The organism is Paraburkholderia franconis (genome assembly GCF_009362735.1).
In the GTDB taxonomy this organism is placed as follows: domain Bacteria; phylum Pseudomonadota; class Gammaproteobacteria; order Burkholderiales; family Burkholderiaceae; genus Paraburkholderia; species Paraburkholderia franconis.
This window is the reverse complement of record NZ_WHNP01000009.1, coordinates 39,512-62,731: the sequence shown is the minus strand read 5'-3', so window position 1 is coordinate 62,731 and position 23,220 is coordinate 39,512. Positions and strand designations below refer to the sequence as shown.

Annotated in this window: 15 protein-coding genes; 6 read left to right on the top strand and 9 right to left on the bottom strand. The window is 59.5% G+C overall.

The window, feature by feature from the left end; all coding sequences use genetic code 11:
- Window positions 1-165 precede the first annotated feature (165 nt).
- The 6 genes from GCT13_RS12110 to GCT13_RS12085 are packed head-to-tail and all read right to left on the bottom strand — an operon-like array spanning window position 166 to window position 8,216.
- Window positions 166-2,616 (bottom strand): glycosyltransferase family 4 protein, encoded by a 2,451-nt coding sequence (locus tag GCT13_RS12110; protein WP_152758198.1) that lies wholly within the window; start codon window positions 2,614-2,616, stop codon window positions 166-168.
- A 12-nt stretch (window positions 2,617-2,628) separates the two neighbouring features.
- Window positions 2,629-3,657: a glycosyltransferase family 4 protein gene (locus GCT13_RS12105; RefSeq protein WP_152758195.1), complete on the bottom strand. Its 1,029-nt coding sequence runs from the start codon at window positions 3,655-3,657 to the stop codon at window positions 2,629-2,631.
- Complete coding sequence (locus GCT13_RS12100) at window positions 3,654-4,976, bottom strand: methyltransferase domain-containing protein (protein WP_152758191.1); 1,323 nt, start codon at window positions 4,974-4,976, stop codon at window positions 3,654-3,656. Before GCT13_RS12100 ends, GCT13_RS12105 begins: the two co-directional genes overlap by 4 nt.
- Entirely contained in the window at window positions 4,973-6,226 is a 1,254-nt protein-coding gene (locus GCT13_RS12095; RefSeq protein WP_193727645.1) for an ABC transporter ATP-binding protein, read from the bottom strand. The genes GCT13_RS12100 and GCT13_RS12095 overlap by 4 nt, the downstream gene beginning before the upstream one ends.
- A complete protein-coding gene (locus GCT13_RS12090; RefSeq protein ID WP_152758187.1) occupies window positions 6,223-7,005 on the bottom strand; it encodes an ABC transporter permease in 783 nt (260 codons plus the stop codon). The genes GCT13_RS12095 and GCT13_RS12090 overlap by 4 nt, the downstream gene beginning before the upstream one ends.
- 47 nt (window positions 7,006-7,052) lie before the next feature.
- Entirely contained in the window at window positions 7,053-8,216 is a 1,164-nt protein-coding gene (locus GCT13_RS12085) for a glycosyltransferase family 4 protein (RefSeq protein ID WP_227746803.1), read from the bottom strand.
- 298 nt (window positions 8,217-8,514) lie between these two features.
- Between GCT13_RS12085 and GCT13_RS12080 the strand changes: the two genes are divergently transcribed.
- The 3 genes from GCT13_RS12080 (at window position 8,515) to GCT13_RS12070 (ending at window position 13,257) form a co-directional block, all read left to right on the top strand.
- Window positions 8,515-10,305 carry a type I secretion system permease/ATPase gene (locus tag GCT13_RS12080; protein ID WP_152758183.1) on the top strand — a complete coding sequence of 597 codons (1,791 nt, stop codon included), beginning with the start codon at window positions 8,515-8,517 and terminating at the stop codon, window positions 10,303-10,305.
- A gap of 14 nt (window positions 10,306-10,319) precedes the next feature.
- Window positions 10,320-11,684, top strand: a complete 1,365-nt coding sequence (locus tag GCT13_RS12075) for an HlyD family type I secretion periplasmic adaptor subunit (protein WP_152758181.1) — start codon at window positions 10,320-10,322, stop codon at window positions 11,682-11,684.
- A 103-nt stretch (window positions 11,685-11,787) separates the two neighbouring features.
- Window positions 11,788-13,257: a TolC family outer membrane protein gene (locus GCT13_RS12070; RefSeq protein WP_321574302.1), complete on the top strand. Its 1,470-nt coding sequence runs from the start codon at window positions 11,788-11,790 to the stop codon at window positions 13,255-13,257.
- 56 nt (window positions 13,258-13,313) lie between these two features.
- On the opposite strand, the gene GCT13_RS12065 is transcribed toward GCT13_RS12070, so the two are convergent.
- Window positions 13,314-13,703: a hypothetical protein gene (locus GCT13_RS12065; RefSeq protein WP_152758179.1), complete on the bottom strand. Its 390-nt coding sequence runs from the start codon at window positions 13,701-13,703 to the stop codon at window positions 13,314-13,316.
- Window positions 13,704-13,850: 147 nt separating this feature from the next.
- Window positions 13,851-14,933, bottom strand: a complete 1,083-nt coding sequence (locus GCT13_RS12060; RefSeq protein ID WP_152758177.1) for an acyltransferase family protein — start codon at window positions 14,931-14,933, stop codon at window positions 13,851-13,853.
- Window positions 14,934-15,199: 266 nt separating this feature from the next.
- Here GCT13_RS12060 and GCT13_RS12055 point away from each other — a divergent pair, with 266 nt between their 5' ends.
- Window positions 15,200-16,348, top strand: a complete 1,149-nt coding sequence (locus tag GCT13_RS12055; protein ID WP_152758175.1) for an acyltransferase family protein — start codon at window positions 15,200-15,202, stop codon at window positions 16,346-16,348.
- 632 nt (window positions 16,349-16,980) lie between these two features.
- Entirely contained in the window at window positions 16,981-17,673 is a 693-nt protein-coding gene (locus GCT13_RS12050) for a Crp/Fnr family transcriptional regulator (RefSeq protein WP_152758173.1), read from the top strand.
- A gap of 288 nt (window positions 17,674-17,961) precedes the next feature.
- Here GCT13_RS12050 and GCT13_RS12045 read toward each other — a convergent pair whose 3' ends face one another.
- Complete coding sequence (locus GCT13_RS12045) at window positions 17,962-18,186, bottom strand: hypothetical protein (RefSeq protein ID WP_152758171.1); 225 nt, start codon at window positions 18,184-18,186, stop codon at window positions 17,962-17,964.
- A gap of 1,473 nt (window positions 18,187-19,659) precedes the next feature.
- Between GCT13_RS12045 and GCT13_RS12040 the strand changes: the two genes are divergently transcribed.
- The gene (locus GCT13_RS12040; RefSeq protein WP_152758169.1) at window positions 19,660-23,211 is read left to right on the top strand and encodes a beta strand repeat-containing protein; all 3,552 of its coding nucleotides are present in this window, start codon (window positions 19,660-19,662) and stop codon (window positions 23,209-23,211) included.
- Window positions 23,212-23,220 lie beyond the last annotated feature (9 nt).

Genomic DNA, 23,220 nt, shown 5'->3' with positions numbered 1-23,220 from the left:
ACGGGACCGGATCATGCGCAGCTTGCCGTACATACGGGCACAGTGGAGCTTACGCTGACCGGTCAGCCAGACGGGCTCGCGTCCGTTGGCCACCTGTTCCTTTAAGACCTTTTTCTCGCGCGGCTCTATATCGTTGAGGGCGTGGCTCCTGCCACGCCTCGTCACTCAACAGACCAGATTCTTCAGCCTGCCCGCGTAGGCTCGGGCTATCAGCGGCCAGTTGGCTTCTTTTTCGACGTGGGAACGCGCCTCGCGAATCATTGCATCGCGGGCCGTTTCGTCGAGTCGCAGCATCTCGGCGATACCTTCGGCAAACGCGGCTTCTCCGGCATCAATATAGTCCCGCCCCGCTCTAAAACCCGCTCCGCGCGCTCCGAATGCGGTGCTGACGATCGGCAAGCCCGCCGCAGCGTACTCGATCAGCTTCAAGTTGGTACCCGAGCCGGACACCACCGGATTCAGACCCATGTCCGCCACTTCCAGCCAGCAATGCTTTTCGACCTCGCTAATAACGCCGGCGAGCCCGATGTTGCCCGGTCGGTCCCAGCGCGAAACCATGTCGCACACGGAGCCGAGCAGCAGGAATTGCACATGCGGAAGGTGGGCAGCGGCCTCGAAAATGACACGCGCGGCGTCGGCATTCGGGCCATGAGCGCTTCCCATGAAGAGCGCGAGCGGGCCGTCTATACCGAGCTTCGCGCGGCTTCGCTGAGCTATAGCACTCTGACGGAAAGGCGTTGTACCGACGTCGATGCCGTTGGGCACTACAATCAGATTCGCGGCGTCCACGCGCTCATAGAGCGAATGCAACCGGTCTCGATCCTGCGTGGAGCACGCCGTGACGAGCACCCCCTCACGTACGGCCTGTCTCTCCAGCGCTGCGACACGATCGACTGCCCACTGATGCGAGCCGAAAATGTCGCGCTTCAGATCGGCCTCCACGTTGTGCGCCTCGTAAACGAACGCAGTGGACGAGACCTCGCGCAGTGCGGGCAGCGCATACGGGTGCGAACACACCATCAATTCCGCTGTCCGGGCCAGCCGGTCGATGGCATCGAGCCACTGCGGCGCGCTGCGGGGATGCATTGCCGCGGTCAGATCTTCGACCGATGCGCCGAGCGTTTCTCCCAGCTCGCCCTCCAGTTTGATGAAGTCGCTTGATTTGGGCACCAGTTCCTCACTGAAGCCATCCTTCAGGTGACGGACGTGGCGTCTCGTATCCGGCGAAGCGAGGTTGACGAAGCGCACGTCGAAGTCGTCCGCCACGTGCGAATACAGGCCGTGGAGGCGAAGTTTGCCGCCGCTTACGACGGGAGCGATCGGATAGGTATTGAGCACGCCAAGCACGGGCTTCGCGCGGCGCGCGACAATCGCCGGCGCGGTACTGCCCGTCGCCCCATTCACCTTTATTTGAGCTGCAGGTTCCGCCATTGCCGCTTTGGCTGCCGCTGTATGAGCGCCTTCGAGCAGTGCCTTGCACAACGTATCCCAGTCAAGTCTCGCGGCATGCGATCGGGCCGCCAGCCCCATCTCCCTTGCACGCGCCAGGTCGCCGCATAGCACCCGCATCGCATCAGCCAGCGCACGCGCGTCCGGTTCGACGATCAGCCCGCTGTGGCCATGTTCGATCAATTCCATCGGGCCGCCGGAATCGGTCGTCGCGATCACCGGTTTTGCTGCCAGCATTGCCTCCAGTGTGATCAGCCCGTAGTCCTCGTCGCGCGGGACGAATGGCACGCAGACCGCGCGAGCGTACTCCTGCGCCAATACGGCATCAGGCACGCGCCCCAGGAACCGGATGCCGGGGTGGTCGCTCGCAGCCGCGCGCAATCGCGCCTCGTCGGGCCCGCTGCCAGCAATGTGCAGCGGCACGTCAAGCCGGCTCGCCTTGTACGCTTCGATGATGATGTCGATTCGCTTCAGCGGATCGAGCCGGCTCGCGCTGAAGATCGTCTCTTGCGGACCTGCAACAAGCCCTTGAAGATTCGTCGGGTGATGATGGACGGCGACGTCGACGCCCTCGGGAAAGTACCCGTCCCGCTTTGCCACGACGCGCGAAATGGCCGCATAGTGCCCGATCTTATCGGGACGCATGGCAACGGCATCGAGAAGTCGGATCGCCGCACGAGTCACAGGGCCCGGAAACGCCCAGCACATCGATTCGGGCGCGCGCGCGAAGGCGCTGTCGAGCGCTTCCAGCAGTTCATCGAACTCGACGTCATGCGCGCGGTACTCCGCAAGCGCCCGAACGATGCGCTCCGGCATGCCGAGCGACAGCAGCAGCTGCCGATCGAATGTGGTCGGCATACGCTCCGGATAGCAGTCGTACAGGCCGCGAAGGGTATGCTGCAGATAGACGACATGGTTGCGATGACGAATTGCCCAGGCCGGGTACTTCGTGCTGATCACCATGTCGAAGTGATCGAGATTGAGCGAAGAAAAATGACGATAGCTCGACAGGAGTTCGCCCATGTTCCGTTCGGGGCTCGGCACCTTCAGCAGATCGGCCTGTACGCCGGGCTGCGCATTGAACGCGTTGACAAGGCCCCACCACAGATTCTCGGCACCGCCGATGACAAAGGGCACCGGGCTGGGTGCAACAATTGCAATTTTCATGATTCGATTCGCTCATGCGGCGGTCAGTACCTGGACCACTCGCTCCCAGGAAATGTCAGCCGAGCACCACGTCTCGAGCGCCCGCGCGCCCGCTTCAGCCGTTTCGCGCGGATGCGCGGCGATCCAGTCGAGACGAGCGGCAAGCGCCTCGGCGGCGGGTTCCTCGATCCAGCCGTTGTCGCCGTGGCAAATGAACTCGAGCGGGCCGCCCGCGTCGGCACAAGTCAGCACGGGCTTGGAGGAAAGCATCGCCTCGAGCGTGATATAGCCGTAGTCTTCGTCGAAAGCGGGAAAAACGACTGCTTGCGCACGCGCATAAAAGGCACGCTTCTCTTCTTCCGTAACGTGGCCGATCAGCGCAACGCGATCACCCACGCCGAGCCGTTCGATCAATGCCGCGTACGCTTTGCGCTGGCCTCCGTCACCCGCAAGCACGATCTTGAGCGACGAGCGCATGTGTCGGGCCGCCTCGATCACCAGGTGCTGGCGCTTGAGCGTCTCGAGCCGACTGGGAAAGAAGACGTATGGCAACGCGTCGTCGCACCGGAAATGCCCGGTATGCGCCGGCGGATGATAAAGCGGCTGCGCGCCAATGCCGTTGAACTGCTTCAAGCGCTCCGCGACCCGCCCCGAATTCGCGAACACGGCTCGGGCGCGCGTCAACGACGCGTTATCGAAGGCGATGATCTGCTCGCGCAATGCGTCGAATTCCGGTGTCGACCGCGCGGGATCGTACAGTTCGTACGCGGCGCGATGCTGATGCATGACCCACGCGTAATGATTGGGATGGGCGATGCCATATCCCGGGAACTGAAGGCTGATCACGCGATCGATCGACACGCCGTTGGGCTGCACAAAATCGAGCGACGAGGCATGCTTCATCGCGCGCGCAATGTCGGCTTCCGGCGAGAAGCGAAACGGCAGCTTCAGCAATTCGACGTAGTGTCCTGCTTGCCGCAATGCGTCCACGACCCCGTTGACGTGATAAGTCGCACCGCCGTGGATGAACGGCACCAGATTGGCCGTCACAAGTATCTTCAAACCAGATCTCCCGCCGCGCGTGCCTTGCGTCCAGTTACGGCGAAATCCTGCGGTCCGCACAGATGGCCGTTCACACGCTCCGTAAGCGGGTCGTTGCCCGGAACTTTCGCTTCTTCCGGATACGGGCTGCTTCTGATGATGTCGATGTCGTCAAAGCCGTGATACTGAAGCAGGAACGTGATGGCAGACGGCGTGACCGGGTTACGGTGTGTGAAGTCGTGATAGAACGTGTGGCTGCCGACCAGGACGTTTTCCGGGTTCGGAGTCTCGAACAGCACCGACCCTCCGTCCACCAGCACGCGATTGCATTCCGCAACGAGCGCATAAAGATAGTCGAACGGCAAATGTTCGATGATGTGAAAGCCCGTGACCGCGCCGACCGATCGGGAAGGAAGGCTGCGCAAATAGCCGAGCGCGTCCATGCATTGCACGTCGAACCCACGCGCCGTGCACATGTCGACCATAACGGGGTTCGCGTCGACCCCCACCGCGTCGAAATGTTTTGCCGATACATACGCGAGCCATTCGCCACGCCCAGACCCGATGTCGACTATTGCATGTTGCAGGCCGCGGCGCCCCGGTACGCGGGTGCCGAGCCAGTCGTTATAGACGGCGAGCTTGGCCGAGACGCTCTCCTGAGAGCCGCGGTTAGCGTCTTCGAATGCGAGGTAGTATCGGTCGAGCACTTGCTGCGAAACGAGCGACTCGTCTTGCGCGGCCTTCGCAACAGCTGCCCTTGCAGTCGCCACGGCGGTTTCTATTGAAGTCTCCACGTGCGCCTTGTGCTCATCAAGCCGCGCCTCGATATCTTCAATTGCGCGCCAGCATTCGAGTAGCGCTGCGCGTTTCGACACGCGCCGTTCGAGACGCCGCATCGCCGAGCGCGTCACGAAGCTCATGCGCAGCGGACGCAATGCGCTGTCAAAGGCCGTGAGCGCCATTGCCCATTTCAGCCCGTCCGTGCCTGTACCTCGGTTGCGTCCCTCGCGCGACAGCCGCAATTTCGCTGCGATACTAAGCCGGCTAACGCCATTCGCCAGTTGCGCCCTGTAATGCCGTCGGCCCGAATCGTCGGATTCGCGGCCGAGCAGATAACGGTACGCTTCGTCGATAAAATCGTCGTTATCGCCAAGCATGAATCGCTCGACACCGACGTCTGCCGGAGAAGCGGACGTCTGCTGCAAGCCGCGCGCGCGCACGCGGCCCGAATCGCCTGGTAGCTGCAGCGCAGGTCGCGACAAGGGTTGATGTGCCGGCGTGCGCGTCGCCGCTTCCGCCTTGACGCGCTCGATAAGAGCCGAGAGTGCCGCGTTAGTCATGATTGGCTCGTTGCAAATTGTGCGGAATCCACTGGGATGTGTTGTTGAAATTCGACCGGCACGTAGCAAAGGCCCGAAAACGGCGTCTTCGTAAAACCCGCGATCTCGAACGTCGCTGCCGCGTCCCACCAGTGCTGACAATCGTGAACGTGCGTGTCGTCCGTATGCAGTGCGACGGTCAAGGTGTATTTGCCGGGGGCAAAGTTCAGCGGCAATGAAAAGCGGCACTCGACGTGCCCGCCCTGCTGAAAGACCGCCGGTTTTCCAAGTAGCGAAGTATTTGTCCCGAACACGTCTTGACCAAAACGATCGCGGATCAGGATGCCAACTGACAGCTCCGCATCCTGCAACGACTCGCAGTCGAGCGTGACAGTTACCTGTTCGCCGGAGCCGAACCGATCACCGACGCCGAAGCGGTTCGCCATCGTCACTTGCAGAATTCGCGTGCGCATCGCGCCATACGATTCCTGCTCGTCATCCCGGGCATTGCGCAGAGCATCGTCGACGCCGGCGATCAGCCGGTAATAGCTTTGCGCGGCTTCTTCGGGGCCGCCGTCGAAGATCACCTTGCCGTTTGACAGGAGCAGCGCGCGGTCGCACAGCAGCTTCACCGAGTTGATGTCGTGCGACACATACAGAATGGATCCGCCGCGGTCGCGGAAGGCCCGGATTCGCTTCAGGCACTTCTGCTGAAAGCGTGCGTCGCCCACGGCCAGTGCTTCGTCGACGATAAAGCAGACGGGATCCGCGTGGATCGCAATCGCGAAGCCAAGACGCATTACCATCCCGGACGAGTACGTGCGCACGGGGGCGTCGATGAATTCGCCCAGTTCCGAAAATGCAATGATGTCGTTGAGGCGTTCTGCAATCTCGTCACCCGTCATGCCGATGAGGCGCGCATTGACAGCGATGTTGTCCCGGCCCGACAGCTTCGAGTCGAAGCCCGTGCCGAGTTCGAGCAGACCCGTGATACGACCGTTACGGCGGATCGTTCCCGAATCTGCTTCGAGCACACCGCTCACGAGCTTCAACAGCGTCGACTTGCCGGCGCCGTTCTGGCCGAGCACGCCGATCGCTTCACCTCGCGCAAGAGAAAACGAAATATCGTCGAGGGCGACGTGACGACGATAGCGCGCCTTGCCCGTCAGACCCTGTATCAGACGGTCCGCGGGACGGTTGTAGATGTTGAACTGCTTGCGCAGGTGCTCGACGACCAGCACGGGCGCGTCGGAAGGTGCATGACTGATCACAGCAAATCCCTCACTTCGGCCTGCAGGCGAGCGAGCAGCGCGCGGCTCGCGACCAGGCTCACAACACAAGTCACGGCAAGCGCGGCGAACTCCTCGAGCGGCGGCCAGCGATGCCATACGACGATGCCGTGCGTCGCGTCGACTGCCCAGAACACCGGATTGAAATGCATCAAGTGCTCTGCCCAAAGCGGCAGAATATCGGCCAGGTAGACAACGGGCGTCAGCCAGAACCCGAACTGCAATACGATGTTCAACACGTTCTTCACATCGGGAACGAATACGTCGATGGTGCCGAGCATGACGCCGAGCCCATAAGCGAGCGCACTTAGAAGCAAGGCGACGGCAGGCAGCAGACACCACTGCGGACCGATGGGATGGCCGATCACCAGAAGAAACACCGCAAAAAACGACATCGCGATCACGTACACAACCCACTCCGAGACGACGATGTGAAGCGGCATGATCCAGAGGTTCACACTGATCTTGCGAATCAGATGCGCTTTCCCGCTGTACACCGCGGCGAGCCGGCTCACGATGTTGGAAAACAGATTCCACATCAGAAGCCCGCTGATCAGATAGACCGTATACAAATATGGATCGGCGTATGTGCCGAGCCGCGAACGCATGAAGTGCGAAAACACCGTGCTGAACAGTGCGATGAACGCGAGCGGCTGCAACAGCAACCACGCTGCGCCCAACGCGTTTTCACGATGACGATCCACGAGATCCTGTCGAGCCAGCAGCCAGACATGATCGAGACTGGTCCTGAAGCTAACCATTTTGAGCAATTTCCGATTAACGGGTATTCGAGGCGACAGCGTTTGCGCTAGACGATAACCTGCCTGTATACATCGAGCGTCTCTTGCGCCGAGCGCCGCCAACTGAAATGCTGCGCCCGCGTTTTGCCCCGCGCGACGAGCAGCGCGCGCAGCGCCGAATCGTCGATGAGCATCTGCATTGCGTCGGCGAATCCCGGAATATCATCGGGGTCGTAGAGGAGCCCTGCGTTGCCCGTCACTTCTACAAGCGCGCGAGCGTTCGAGCAGATAACAGGGACACCCGATGCCATCGCTTCGAGGACCGGCAACCCAAAGCCTTCATACATCGACGGGTAGAGCAGAGCGAGCGCGCCGGCTGTCAGCAAAGGCAGCGCCTCGTCGGGCACGTACCCGAGCCTGCGAACCGTGCCATCGTTCAACGACTTCACAAGCGCGGTGTGCAGCGACTCCGTCATCCATCCTTCGCCGCCGACCAGCACGAGCGGAAACTTGCGTCTTACCGGCATTGGCAGCCGGGTATGCGCATCGAGCGCCGCAAGCAGGTTCTTGCGCGGCTCCAGCGTGCCCACGGCTGCGAAATACTGCCCATGGATGAGATTGTTGCGCGACAGCACCTCGCGCGTCTCTTCAGTCGTGTATGGCCTGAAGCGTGCTGATACACCGTTATGGACAACACGCAGCCGCTCTGGTCGCGCGCCGAAGCAGGAGATCAATTCGTCTCGCACGAATTCGGATACGACGATCACACGATCCGCGCGCTCGAGCGCTTTCGGAAAATTGTTCCGCAACAATGCGAGCCGTGCTGCCGGATGATATTGCGGATACCGCACCCACGATGCGTCGTGCGCGGTAATCACCGTCGGGCCGTCAAAGCGAAACGGAATGAAGTTCGGATCGTGGTACACGTGGGGCGCCGCACTGCGCCGCACGCCTGAATTGAAGCGAAACTGCTCGACATGCGGCATGTACCTGTAAACACAGGGCACGTGACGCCGTGCAAACCGTTTGGCGACGCTTGCCATTCGGGTGCGCAACGAAGGGGCGCCAAGAGATGCCGATGATGCGCTATCGTTTCCCGTTGCAATCGATGACGACCAATGAGTTCCATAAAAGAAACGCACGTCGTGGCCACACCGCACGAACTCGTGCGCGAGATGAAACGCGTATTGCCCTATTCCCGTTAGTGGCGTGAGGAGCGCACGGCCACCCATTGCAACTCTGAGCGGCATCCCCGAAATCTGATTCTCGACCATTCGTGACTTTTTATTGATGTGCACAGCGTGGAGCGACGTAAGTATCGTTGTTGTACGCGTCTTTATATGTGACGGCCGTCACATATTGCCTACCCCCTCATCCGTGTGACAGCGATCACATTTTTGCGAATGTCATTCCCGCAGAATGGCGCCTTCGTGGGTGGATAACAATACTGCGACTTCACCTTGAGAAAAGGGGCGAACCACCAGTCGCGCGAGAAAGAGGCCATACCCGCTCAACGCGGGCGTCAGCAAAATGACAACGAATTTCAAACTTCCAACGAACGAGATCGTGCAGGCGCTACTCGGCTACAAGCGCGTATTCCGCACGATCGGCATCTTCAGCATGTTCATCAACCTGCTGATGCTCGTGCCGTCGCTGTACATGCTGCAGGTGTACGACCGTGTGATTCCGAGCCGCAATGGTGTCACGCTCGCCATGCTGACGTTGATGATGTTCGGCATGTATGGATTATCGGCAGCGCTCGAGTATGTGCGCAGCTTCATCGTTATCCGGGTTGGCGCCAAGCTCGACATGCAACTCAATTCGCGCGTCTATACAGCCAGCTTCGAGTCCAACCTCAAACGGCAGGGTACGAATGCCGGGCAATCGCTGAACGACCTGACGACGATCCGTCAGTTCGTCACCGGCAATGCGCTTTTCGCATTCTTCGACGCACCGTGGTTTCCCGTCTATCTGATCGTGATCTTCGCGTTCAACCTGTGGCTCGGGCTGTTCGCGGTTGCTGGCTCTGCCGTACTCGTCGCACTGGCCGTGGTCAACGAGCGCGTGTCGCGGCAACCGCTTGCAGACGCGACCCAGTTGTCGATCCGTTCGACGGCGCTCGCGACGAGCAATCTGCGCAATGCTCAGGTTATCGAAGCGATGGGCATGCTGCCCGACCTGTTGTCGCGCTGGTCCGTCCTGAACACGGGCTTCCTTGCACGTCAGGCCGAAGCGAGCGAGAAGGCGGCACTGGTTGGCAACATCACGAAGTTCGTGCGCCTGTCGCTGCAGTCTCTCGTGCTCGGTCTCGGTGCGTTGCTCGCGATTCGCGGGCAGGTGACGTCCGGCATGATGATAGCGGGATCGATCCTGATGGGACGCGCGCTCAGTCCGCTCGAAATGGTGATCTCCGTGTGGCGCCAGTGGAATGCCGCAAAAAGCGCGTATAACCGTCTGGTCGATCTGCTCGACGCCAATCCGGCGCGTCGTGTCGGCATGACCCTGCCGGCACCGTCGGGCAGCCTCGCGCTCGAAGGCGTCAGCGCCGCGCCTCCTGGCATCCGCGTGCCGGTGCTGCAAAACCTCAATTTCTCAATTGAAGCTGGCGACGTGGTCGGCGTGATCGGTCCGAGCGCTTCAGGCAAATCGACACTGGCCCGCCTGCTCGTCGGGGTGTGGCCCGCCGCGCTCGGCACGGTGCGCCTCGATGGCGCCGACATCTACCAGTGGAACAAGGACCAGCTCGGACCGCACATCGGTTACCTGCCGCAGGATATCGAACTGTTCGGTGGAACGATCGCCGAAAACATCGCCCGTTTCGGGCAGATCGACTCGGCCAAGGTCATCGAAGCCGCGCGGCTTGCGGGCGTCCATGACATGATCCTGCGATTGCCGCAAGGGTACGATACGCCCGTCGGCGATGGCGGCTCGGGTCTCTCGGGAGGCCAGAAGCAGCGCATCGGCCTCGCGCGCGCACTATATGGCAATCCCGCGCTGATCGTGCTCGACGAACCGAACTCGAATCTCGACGAAATGGGCGAGGCGGCGCTCAGGCACGCGATCGATCAACTGCGTCAAGCAGGGAAGACGGTCGTACTGATCACGCACCGCACAAGCATCATTGCGGCAACCACGAAGCTGTTGCTACTCGTCGAAGGGCAACTGCGGCTTTACGGGCCAACCGCTCACGTGATGGCCACCTTGTCGAAGGCACCCGCACAACAGCAGGCAGCCCCAGCTTCCGCAGAGGCATCCGCCGCTGCACGTGCCGCCGCGCCAAACCAGCCACCGTCTGTCGAGACCGCCGACGCAACGGCCTGACCTCAAGAGTCAATATGTTCAATTCAGCAAGCAAGAAAGCCGGCACGCCGGCGCTTGAAGTACTTGGCACGTCTGTGCCACCCGAAGTCCAGACTGACGAACTGCGTTATGTCAGGGTCGGTTGGACCATCGTTCTCGTCGGTGTGGTCGGCTCGCTGCTGTGGGCGACGTTCGCGCCACTCAGCAAGGGGGTTCCTGTTCAAGGTACGGTTGTCGTCACGGGCAACCGCAAGCAGATCCAGCACCCAACCGGCGGCATCATCGAGGACATCCTGGTGCACGACGGCGACGTGGTGAAGGCTGGTCAGGTGCTCGTCCGGATGAACTCCGTGCAAGCCCGCGCCCAGCAGGCGGCAATCAGCGCGCAGTTTCTGAGCGAACTGGCCGTGCGCTCGCGCCTCGAAGCCGAGGCAACGGGCGCCCCGAAAATCGCATTTCCGGCCGAACTGCAAAGGGCCGCTGCCGGGCACAACCAGCAGGTCCTGGACAACATGCGTCTGCAGCAGGAACTCCTGAATTCGCGCCGCGCTGCGTTGCAGTCGTCCATTGGCGCGCTGCGTCAGACGATGTCAGGTTACGGCGCACAGCTTGCCCGCTCGAAGGATGCGAACCAGCAGAAACAGGCAGAACAGAAGGTGCTAAGCGACCAGCTAGCCGGGGTGCGGCAGCTCGCCAATGAAGGTTACGTGCCGCGCACCAAGCTGCAGGATCTGGAACGCGAGGACGCGCGAGTCCAAAGCGAGATCGCCACGCAATCCGGATACTCGGCGCAACTGGCGAGCCAGATTGCCGAAGCGCGCATGCGCATCGCGCAACAGCAGGAAGACTACATGAAGGAAGTGCGCACTCAGCTTACCGATGTCGAACGCGATACGAGCGCGCTTCGTAGCAAGCTGAGCGAAATCGATTTTGAAGTCAATAACACCGAGCTTCGTGCGCCCGTCGATGGCACGGTGGTGGGCGTCAATGTTTTCACAAATGGCGGCGTGATCGCCGCGGGGGCGAAGCTGATGGAAGTCGTCCCAAGCGGCGAGCCGCTCGAAGTCGAAGCGGAATTGCCCGTCAATCTGGTCGACAAGGTGCATGATGCGATGCCTGTGGACATGATGTTCACCGCGTTCAACCAGAACACCACGCCGCGCATTCCGGGAACTGTGTCCTTCGTCTCGGCCGACCGGCTCGTGAACGAACGCACGGCTGCCCCGTTCTACCGCTTGCGAGTCAAGGTCACACCGCAAGGCATGAAAGAGCTGGCGCACTTCGACGTGAAGCCCGGCATGCCCGTCGAGGTCTTCGTCAAGGCCGGCGAGCGCTCGCTGCTGAGCTATCTGCTCAAGCCGATCGTCGATCGCGCGCGCACGGCGCTGACGGAGGACTGACGCGGTGAAGTCAATTGCATCGAATTCGCGGCGAGCGCCGCGGTGCGCCAACGCGCGTTCGCTCCGTGCGGTTCCTGGCTCTTTTCGGCGTCTTTCTGTTGCAGTGGGGGCAGCGCTGACATTCGGAGCGGCCAGCCCCGCCCACGCATTTGGCCCCGCCGACGCGTATGACGCCGCCCTCACGCACGATCCCGTCTATGCCGCAGCGATCAAGGAGCGTGATGCGGGCGAAGAGAACCGGGTGATTGGCCGCTCCTATCTTTTGCCTAACCTGTCGGCCAACTATGCCAACTATCGCGACTGGACGCGGACGACGCAGCTCGGACCGCTCTTCCCCGGCCAGCCAGAGACAACTGATCAGCAATATCGGGCCTACGCGGCGGGCGTTTCACTGCGACAGCCGCTTTTCAGCTATGAAGGCATCGCTCGCTACCGGTACGGCAAGGCGCAGGCGCTCGCCTCGGAAGCGACGTTTGCCGGGCATAGCGAGGACCTGCTCGTGCGCGTGCTGACTGCGTACACCGACACCGCGTACGCGCTCGATCAGCTGGCGCTCGCGCTCGCGCAACAAAAGGCGTTCGACGAACAGCTCGCCAGCAACGAAGCGCTCTTTCGCAATGGCGAAGGAACGCGCACCGATATTCTCGAAACGCGCGCAAAGGCCGAGCTCGCACGTGCCGATGTCGCCGATGCGCGCGATAACGTCGATAACATGGCGCACACGCTGGAGGCGCTCACCGGCTTGTCCGTCGACAAGGAGGCGGTCAATCTCGACAGACTGACCGGGAAGTACAAGCCTGATGCGTCAGCGGCGGGCAGCTTCGATCAATGGCACGACATCGCGCTCGAAAACAGCGCAGACCTGATCGCGGAGAGACATACTGTGGAAGCCGCGCGTCAGCAGGTCGAAATCGTGCGGGCCGGCTTCTACCCACGCGTCGATATCGTTGCCAGCGTGGGGCGCAATCAGTCTGATTCCGTCAATACGATCGGACAACGATATTCGACCAGGTCCATTGGTGTCGAGCTGACGATTCCTCTCTATTCCGGCGGCCTCGTTTCCGCAAGCTCGCGTCAGGCCAGGGACAACTACGAGCGGGAGCAGTTCATCCTGCAGGACAAGACCGACAAGGTGCTGCTCGACGTCCGCAAGCAGTACAACGTGTGCACGAGCAGCTTGACGCGCATCGACGCACTCGAGCGCGCCGTCGAATCCGCGACGCTGCTCATCACTGCAACGCGCAAGAGTGTGCAGGCTGGAATGCGCACCAACCTGGACGTACTGACAGCCGAACAGCAGTTGTACCAGTCCAGACGTGATCTGGCCAAGGCACGATATCAGTACCTGTTGGCGACCCTGCAATTGAGAAAGGCGGCTGGCATACTGACAGCCGAAAACCTGTACGACGTTTCGAAGTGGTTCGTGCCCGCCAACGTCGCCAATACAGGCGCGACAGCGGGAGACCTTCCGGCTCCCGGCCCATCGGCACTCGTCTCGTCAAAGATGGTGCGTCTGAATCTGCCGCCTGCTCCGGCACTCGCGAACGCTTCCTGGCCGGCCCAGAGGCGTTGACGGTCTCGCCCGCAGTTTCCTCGCCGCGGGCCCGTCGTGCCGCGTCGGCGTCGAGCCTAGTTACCGACGAGCCCATAGGCGCCGAGCGCGAAATGATCGAGCAGCGTATTGTTCTCTTCGGGCGTCAATGCGGATGAGCTTGCCCCTGCTTGCAGGGCAGCTCTGGCCGCAACAAGCGCCGCCGTGCTATCGAGGTTCTCGCTGGCTGCTTCCCTCGCCAGCGATTCGTTCATCTCCTGCATGAGCTGGCTGGCGCGCTCGCGGCTCAGCAGATAGCGGTATGTTCGTTGGACCGTCGACACACCGTCGGTCTGTTTGACGGTCAACGTGACGTTGACCCAACCTTCCGTAGCTGCGGGTTCGACGGCCCACTCGGCCGTCCAATGACTCGGAACGTTTCCGTTTGCGCGCAGGCTTTTGCGCTTTTTCTTCGATGTGACAGCCATGACGGTTCTTCCGTGAAATGAGCCAGGGCGGAGTGGCTGAGCCATATCCCGACCGACCAATGCCTGCACGGAAATTTATCGCAGGAACACTTTCGAAGTTGTGCGGATGCGCACACTTTGCAGAATTGCGTAATGCTAAAGGCGCGGCTAGTGATAGCGGCTGCGCATCAGAAGCCACGGTCTTTCGATCGTCGTATAGCTGAGGCGCGCGACCAGCAGACATAACGGAAGCAGTACCATTATCGCTGCGCACATGCCCATGCGCCAATTGACGGCTTCAAAGGAGGCTGCCGTAAGTTTCGCAAAGAGGTAGAGCACCACACAGTGCCAAAGATAGAGCGAATAGCTCGACTCGCCGACCATCGCGAGGAACGCGCTCAACATGCCGTCGACTGAGCCTCGCCAGCTCGTGTAAGCGACGATCACGAAACTCCACATTAGCGCTTCGACGAGTCCCCAGACTGCCCATACCGGTTGCTTTGGCTGCGGCAACTGATAGCTCGCGTGGCGCGCGAGCAGGCCGAGCAGCGTCACGACGAGTGCCGCAGCGACAACGCACCAGATACCGTGCAGACGACGCTCTCTAAGCGTCGACACACGTCGCGCAAGCAGCGCGGCCGCCATGCCGACCAGAAACTGGTCGAATCGACCGAGCAAGGTCGAGTAGTACATGTGCGTGGACTGGGCACTAAAGAAATACGCACCGCAGCGCAGCAACAGCCACAGCGCGATCAGTCTCAGTAGCCATCCGATGCCGTACTGGATGGTAAAGCGCGCCAGAAACGGAAATACCATGTAGAACGAAAACTCGAGCGATATCGTCCATGCGGCGCCCGTCATGAAGGAGTTTGATGTCGGGGCCCGACCCAGGTTGGACGCGAGCAGATAAAGCAGGTCTGCGGGTCCGAAGTTGTCACGTCCGATAGAGGTGGCGACGACAAACATCACCACGAAAAGCGGGAAGATTCTCAACAGACGGTTCTTCATGAATGCGCTCCAGCGGATTGCCGGCGCACCCAGCGCGATACGCATGAAGAGGAATCCGGACAGCACGAAGAACAGGCCCACGCCGCTGTGACCTTCGACGAGCCAGCCGGCCAGAAATGCATGTGGGTAAGGCTGCCAGTGCCCGTATAGCACGTGAAACGTGTGATAGAAAAAGACGAGCAACGCGGCGCCGGCCCTCAGATGATCGAGGCGCGCGTCGTACTGGATATTGACTGAACGCATGTCGGACTTCGAGTTCCTGGCTCATCGAGGAAATTCGGTAATTGCGCGTTTCGTGCGACGGCCAAAGGCAAGAAGTCTATTTCACGAAGCGTTCTTTCCATGTGACGGCCGTCACAACGCAAATGTGCAACTGATGCGATGGTGCGCTGGGCGATCGGACAACCACCTTACTTGCATGTCGTTACAACCAATTCCACCGATTTTTCTAAATTCATACCAACCGCTTCCGTTAACTGAACATTTCTCGGTTCCTGCCGCACATCAACATGCCTGAGCAGTTCGAACAGACCCAAATGCCAAACCAGAAGCTGGCCTTTATCCAGGCGCTTCGCGGCGTCGCTGCGTTGATGGTCGTGCTTTACCATGGCAGCCGCTTTATTAGTCCCTACGGAATGGGCATGGGCGATGTTCTGTTCGGCCCTGCGGGCATGATGGGGGTGGCGCTCTTTTTCATCGTTAGCGGCTTCATCATGGTTCATACAACCACGCACTCCGATGGCTCAACGGCCTATGTCCTCGGATTCTTGATCAAGCGCTTTTGCCGTGTCTGGCCCGTCTACGCCGTCGCGTCGCTCACATTCGTCGGAGTGGTGTGGCACGGCCGGCATTTCTTTCAGATTCCGGGCCATTTGCGACAACTTCTGTACACGTTGCTCTTTATGCCTACTGGCAACGGCACGCCGCCCGACTTTGGCTTCCCGATTCCGTCGGTCGGGTGGTCGCTGAACTATGAGATGTATTTTTATGCGGTGTTCGGTCTGTCGATGCTATTCGGTCGCGGACGATGGATTGCGCTGAGTGTATGGCTCAGTGTGACGCTGTTGTTGATTCCTTGCCTGCACGGCCAGATCACGTTCGACGCCTTTACCGACTATAGATTCAGTCACGCGTACTGCCAGCTTTTGACGTCGCCGATCATCTGGCAATTCGCTGCGGGCGTCATCCTCGGCCTGGTCTACCGGTCACGTATCGAGATTCGTAACAGGTCGACGCTGAAACTGCTGCTATTCACGGCCGTGTCTTTTGTGCTTTGGCAATACATGGCGCGCTTCCAGATGGGACACGGCATCACCCAATGGGGGCTGTCGTTGATACCGTTGATGCTCGCGCTGGTACTCGCCAGCAAGCGGCTGCAACTGGCCGCGCCCAATGCGCTGACCTATCTTGGCGATATATCGTTCTCCTTGTATTTGTGGCACCCATTGGTGCAAGAAGTGCTCAGCGACCTTTTTGTGAAGATGGGATATGGCAACCTGTCGTATGGGTACTCGTTTCTCGTTCTGACGACGGTGGTTGCTATCGTCGTCGCCAACGTAGCTCACAGTCTGCTTGAACGTGGGCTTTCCGAGCATCTGAAAAACTGGTTGATGCGCGGACTGTGTGCCCGGAAAGCTGTTCTGCCAAAGGTGGCTTGAACATCCCAACTGCCTTTGATACCCTGGAAGCAGGGCTCTGAGGCGGACGAATCGTGGCCAGCGTCGGCTAGCGTTACCCTTGGCAGAAGTGCATCTCGTGACGCAGAGCACGAAATAACCGAATGAATGATCGGATGACTTGCACACCCTTTTGCGACAGTTCCGAATGCGACTTTCCTGATGCAGGCGTGACTGTACCCGCGCTTGTAAGCACACCTCGTTAAGCGTGCTTCACAGGCGCTCTTCAATCGCGTCATGTTGAAATTGACAACATGACGTTTAACGGTACTCGCACTCAAAGTCCGCTTCGGCTGCCAGTCAGAGCCAAAAAACGGATAAATCAACGACGGTCAAAAATCGCGGCTAACACAGATTCTGACCAATCGGTTAACTTTTGCACGAAATGGCGAACTCGCTCTTTCAATGAAAAGGTTGAAATTATATTTCACAAAATTACGACGCCGCAAAACAAAGCGCCGAAAACAACGGAAATATCCTTACAATTCACGAAGTCATCAAAGAGCCGGCCAAATCGCAAACGTTTCACAAATTGTAAAATGTTGTAAAACGACAAAACATGCGAATAGATTCTTTCTTTCTCTTAGAATGCGTCTCGCATCTTGGGCAAGAAAATGAAAAACGAAACTCCGAGCCACGATCTGAGAAACCTAGCGCTATTTTCGAGCGCAACCAATGAAGAGATAGAACTGGCCACTGGATTGGCGCGCGTTAATCACTTCACCCCGGGCGAATATGTCGCCTTTTCCGGTGACGCAAGTTCCCCGCTTTTCATGTTGCTTGAAGGCGAATTGCGTTCGTTTGTCTCGTCGGAAGACGGGCACGAAATTCCGATGCGCACCTATAGCGCAGGACAGACGTTCGGCGCTGCGACAATCATCCAGCGCGCGGTTTTGCCATGGAATATCGCTGCCATCACCCATGCGACAGTCGCCATTCTGAATCGCGCGCAAGCAATGTCGCTAATGCGTTCACCGAGGATTGCCCCGGCCGTGAACGAAATGATGTCGGCGGATCTGTTGCAGATGGTTCAACGTTATTCTGTAACGGGACTGTCTCGTGCTAGCGCCAGGGTTTCGGCCCTGATCGCAACGTCCATCGGAGATAAAAAAGTGGATGAGTGGCCAGCGGTCGAGATACCAGATCAGGCAACCGTAGCAGCACTGGCCAAAGTGAGTCGCGAAACTGTGTCGCGAGTTCTAAAATCACTCGAGTCAAGGGGCGTTATTGTCCGCATCGGCCGGCGATTACGCATTCGGGATATCACGATGTTGCGGAGGATAGCATCGGGAGTCGAACTGGCCTGAAGCGGATGATGCACGGGTCGTTTCGGTGTTGGCAAAACGTCGTGTCGAGACCTGACGGAAATCCAGTCTTTCTTGGGGCAACAGAGTGGAACCGACCGGCCTCGCTGTTGATCGGGCCAGGCTGGGTGGTGAAGTCTTCGGTATGTACTAGCGGCGGGTCAGGCCGCTCAGCGCAAGTCATTTAGGCGTCGGGCTCTTTTCCTGCGCAAACCCGCCACTGCAGTAATGTCGCTTTGCCTCGCGGCGTAGTCGAATAACCGCCGATCATCCCGTGGTTCTTGCTGGATTTCACGCTGGCGACCACATCAAGTCGATATCGCGCGCCGAGGCCGTTGCCGCAGCAAGCTGAACGCTCGAGCACGAGTCGACGAGCGTGAGTGCCGTGGACGCCTCCATTGTGGTCATGGTGCCTACGGCGCCTGCCAGCGCTACGCCGACACACGGTACCATTGCCAGCAGGTTGGAAAATCCGGCCTCCGTGTTCTGCGTGGCGAACGTGATCGTCGGGCTCATTCCGTAGTCGGCGCTGCATTTCGACGTTCTGTGCTGCTCGCCGCGTGGCGGCGAGGTTGCGCTCGGCCATCGCGGCGCCCAGTGCGCGGCCACGATCCACAACCACGATACCGTTGGACTGCTGCCCCAACAGCTTGAGAACAAGAACGGTCGAACCGAGCTGATACTGGCCAGTCAGCAGACTGAGCCAGGGTGCTGTCGTATCTCCGATGATCGATAGAATGCCGAGCGGCGTTGCGCAGTGCTTCAGTCCATCGTCGGCGGTCTATGGCGTCGAACTGCGGCGCTACCAGGTCGCTACAGCAAGCGACTCAAAGGGGCCTGGGTGCGCGGACGTCCGATGCCGATCGGACCGACGTGTCAAAGGACCAACCGGTGGTCCTCAAGATTCCAAACGATCTTGGCATCCACACCGGCTAAAGGCAGTGATCCTACTCGATGATCATCGTCCGCGATGTCGGGTACGGCAACGGCAGCATCAAGGTTATGGCTAACGCGAGGTACTACAGATTGATGTTCGAGAACCTGATGCCCTAACTCATTCGTCGTGCACGCGTGCACAGACAATGGCGTGGCAGGATCAGGCGTGAACTATGATCTCAACTTCAGCATGCAAGACTCGCCTACGGGATATCAGGTCACGTTCCAGCCGTTGACGCACAACGTGTATCAGCAAGGTCTGCTCGGCAAATTCCCTGAGCCCAACCCAACTTCAACGACGAGGACCTTCACGCGCTGCGGAGCTCATTGCAGGTGGTCTGCATAAACACTGCGCCACGAGTGAGTATTACGTGAAACGTCGGGCAGGGCGGCGGCGAATCAACCTGCGTCTGCGGAAGGCTTTTGACGGGGCGGTGCAAAAATTGCGGCTTTTTCTTGATCACATGGTGTGATTGTCGTCACAAAAAAGGTCAAGGCATGCCGTTAAGATTGTTGCGCTCGCATTATTGTGAGCAGCCATAGTTGCTCAGAAGTAGATGTAACCGCCAGTTTCGCCCTCGAGGCTGGCGGCCCTCCTATATGCGGCGGTACGCCTCTGCAATATTGCCAGTCAGAGCTCGCCGTTTGACGAGCGGTTTCCTATCTGAGAACACCCCCGCGATCGTTGGGCGCTATACCCCTATCCGCTATTTGCACCGCAACTGTAGTTGGGTGAGCCGTTAATCCCATATCAGATCGCGCTACGTGCTTGCCTTTGCGAGGCAAGTCGAAGTGGAACAGTGTTCTTCCTTATTCACTGAGTCTGAAATTGCGGCGTGCACACTGTAATGTCGATCGCTCAATTCTTTAAGTGACATCCAGATTCACAATTTCACGTTTTGTGAGCCCCATCACAATATAGCGTGTTGACTCATCTGAAAATGCGTTCGCGTTTGATGTTGAAGGACGCGCCGGACCAGGAGGTCTTGGACAGCGCGGGGACCGGTCACTTGATGACGCAAACACGTGTATAAATAATTTTCGGAGCTAGAAATGGCTGCAGCACAATACTACGAACAGATTCAACAGGCTTATATCGCCTACTATGGTCGTCCCGCGGATCCGGCAGGCCAGGACTACTGGGCGACGCAGATGGACAAGGCTGGTGGCGACATCAATGTCATCATCAACGCGTTCGGCAACTCGACGGAATCGACGAAACTCTATGGTGGCTCGAGCACGGCTGCCCAGGTTAACGCGATCTACAATCAATTGTTCGGCCATGACGCAGACCTGCCGGGCCTGAACTTCTACGTGCAAGCCATCAATGCGGGTACGTTCACACTGGCGTCCGTCGCACTGAACATTTACAACGGTGCGCAGAATGGCGACCTGGCCGAAATCCAGGCGAAGTTCGGTTACGCTAAGGCATTCACGACAGCGGTGTCGCAATCGGTGTCGGCACAAGTTGCCTACAACGGCGATGCAGCGTCAGCCAACGCACGCGCGGCCGTGACGCTGGTGACGGACTCGGCATCGGAAGCAGCGCAAGCGGCTAATCTGTCGACGACGGTCGCGAATATCGGCAGCGGCACGGTTGGTCAGACGGTTACGCTCACTACGAGTGTGGATAACGTTACGCTGTCGGGTAACAACAACGTGGTCAACGGCACCATCGGTACCGGTGCAACGTTGACGGCTCAAGACAAGATTGTCGGCGCCGGCAGCGGTAACACCCTGAATATCGTCGACAATGGCACGACCAGCACCACAACCACGTCGACGGTGGTGGGTGGCGTCACGACGGGAACGTCTTCGTCGTCGACCGTCTATGGCGATGCATTGCCGACGACCGTCTCGGTTTCGGGCGTGCAAACGGTCAACCTCGTCTCCGGTGGCGCGACGGGTACGAGCGACTTCTCTGGCTTTACGGGTTTGACGACGTTGAATGTCAACGAAGCTGGCGGCGCCGCAGGTATCACCGCTGCTGGCACGACCGCCGTGACGCTGGCCGACGTTGCTGCTGCTGCGACGACCATCAATGTTCAAGGCGGTTCGAACGGTTCGGTGACGGCCAATGGCGTGACGGCTGGCGGTACCATTAATGTCGGTACTGTGGCGCAGGCAACGGGTACGGTTTCGGTCACCGAAAACATGCTGGCGACCCAAACGGGTGCAGCGATTGCTGACGCTATCAACGTGAAGGGCGGCACGACTGTCTCGGTTACGGCGAACCTGAATGAAAAGGCTGGCGCAGGTAACACCGTGACGGGTGGCGTTATCACCGTCAATGGTACTTCGGCTACCACCACTGTGACCGTTAATCAAACGGCTGCGGCTATGGCTGCTGATACGAAAACGGCTGTTCCTGGTGTATCGACGGCCAACGCAGGAACTACCGCAGCTCCCGGTTTGCAAGCGGTCCCCGCATCGACGGCGGCCGCTGCTGTTCTGGCTAAGCCTGCTGTTGCCGGCGTGGTAGACGGCCAAGTCATTATCAGCGACGTGAACGCTGCCTCGGGCACCCTGGCCAACACCATCACTTCGGTATCGCTGGCCAATTTCGGCGCGGGCTCACAAATCAACGACAACGCGCTGACGTCGCTGTCGTTGACGGGTGGCACGGGCACGCTGACGTTGACGAACGCGGCAACGACTCCGACGAATACGGCACTGGCCCTTTCGTTGAATGGCGTGGGCTCGAAGTCGGCGACGACCGGTGTCGTAACTAACGTCACGCTTGCTGATACCAACAACGAAATCAAGACGTTGAATGTTACGACGGGCGCGAAGGACTCGTACCTGACCATCACCGACAGCAATCTGAAGACGATTAATGTTTCCGGCACGAATGTTCTGAATCTGAGCACCGTTCCGACCTCGGTTACGACCATTGCGGTGTCCGGCGCTGCTGGTTTCAACGATGGCGGTTCGCTGGCCGCCGACACCGCTCTGACCTCGTTCACGACGACGTCGAGCGGCAAGATTACGGCGACGCTTGATGCAACGAAGCAAACCTTCGTAGGTTCGACGGGCCAGGATGTAATTACGATTTCGGCTGACGCGACCAAGGCCATCACGGGCGGCTCGGCAGCGAATAACGAAGTTATCTTCAACAACGCTGCGGGGACGTTCAACGCAACGGCTGGACACCTGACCAACACCAACGTGACGGGCTTCAGCGTTATGGGTCTGGGCGCAGCTTCCGGTGCCGCGACGTGGGACATGAGCAAGCTCAGCTCGAGCTTCAACGCCGTCGACGTTACTGCCTCCAATACCGCTGCTAGCGTCGCGAACACCATCATCAATGCTGCAGCGGGTACGACGCTGAACATTGCTGGCTCGGGCGTGTCTGCGGGTACGGTTTCGTTGTCGTACGCGGACACCAATGGTGCTACCGACACGGCTAACGTGACTATCGGTTCGGCGCTCGGGAACCTCACTATTGGTGCTCTGACGTTGCAGGATGCCAACGCGGTTGGTATCAACACGGTGAACTTCACCACGACGGGTACCGATGCTGGTGTCTTGGGCGGTGCAGTCGATACCATCGGCGCGCTTAACGATAACGGCCTCTCCGTTCTGAACGTCAGCGGTACGGCTGGTTTGACGATTACCTCGCTGAGCGAGTCGGCACACCAAGCAACGGCCTTCACCATTAACTCGACGGAGTCGGGCCAAAACGGTACGACGATTGGTACCCTGACTGACAACAACCTCGGCACGCTGACGTTCACGGGTACGGCGAACGCTGACGTCGGTAACCTCGTTGTTAGCGGCGGCACGGTCACGAACCTGACCATTACCAACTCGGGAACGGGTACGGCGACGGTCGGCGACGGCACGGCGTTCAGCGACGCCATCCTGACGAAGTTGACCCTGAACGGCAATGTCGCGTTTGGTGCCAACTCGCTGACGGTTCCGGCAGCAACGGGTGCGCAGACCGGGTTTACGCTTTCGGGCGCAACCGACAACGCGCACGTCAACATCCACCTCAGCGGTGCGGCAGGCGCAGGCGTTACCGATACGATTACGCTCGGCAACGGCAACAACTTCATCACTGATGACAGCTTGAACGGTACCGTCAAGGTAACGGTCGGCACGGGCTCGAACCTGGTTGACCTCTCGGCTGGTGGCGGCACGGATGCGACGGGCAGCTACTCGGCGACCGTCAATCTCGGTGCGCATTCGGCCGCGACGGGCGTCGACCAGATTAACGTCGGCGTGCTCGGCGCTACTGGCGCAGTGAATGCTGGGGGTGTGACGGCTGCGAACACGGTCATTAACGGTGCTGGTGCCGGCGACATCATCACGCTGCACGATGCTCTTCTTGCGTCGGTTGCTCAAGTGTCGGACGCAAAACAGACCGTCATCAGCGGCGCGAGCAGCTTTGCGTCCGCGCTCGCGGCGGCAGACAACGGCCTGGCAGCGCATTCGGCTGTTGCGTTCCAGTACGGTGGCAACACCTACGTCGTTGAGAGCGTGGCTGCAGGTACCGGCACGTTGCAGGCTGGCGACACGCTCATCCAGTTGACGGGTGCTCACACCGTTGTCGGTGCTGCGGGTGCACCTCTCAACCCGCACGCCTTCACGTTGGCTTCCTAAGCTGTAAAT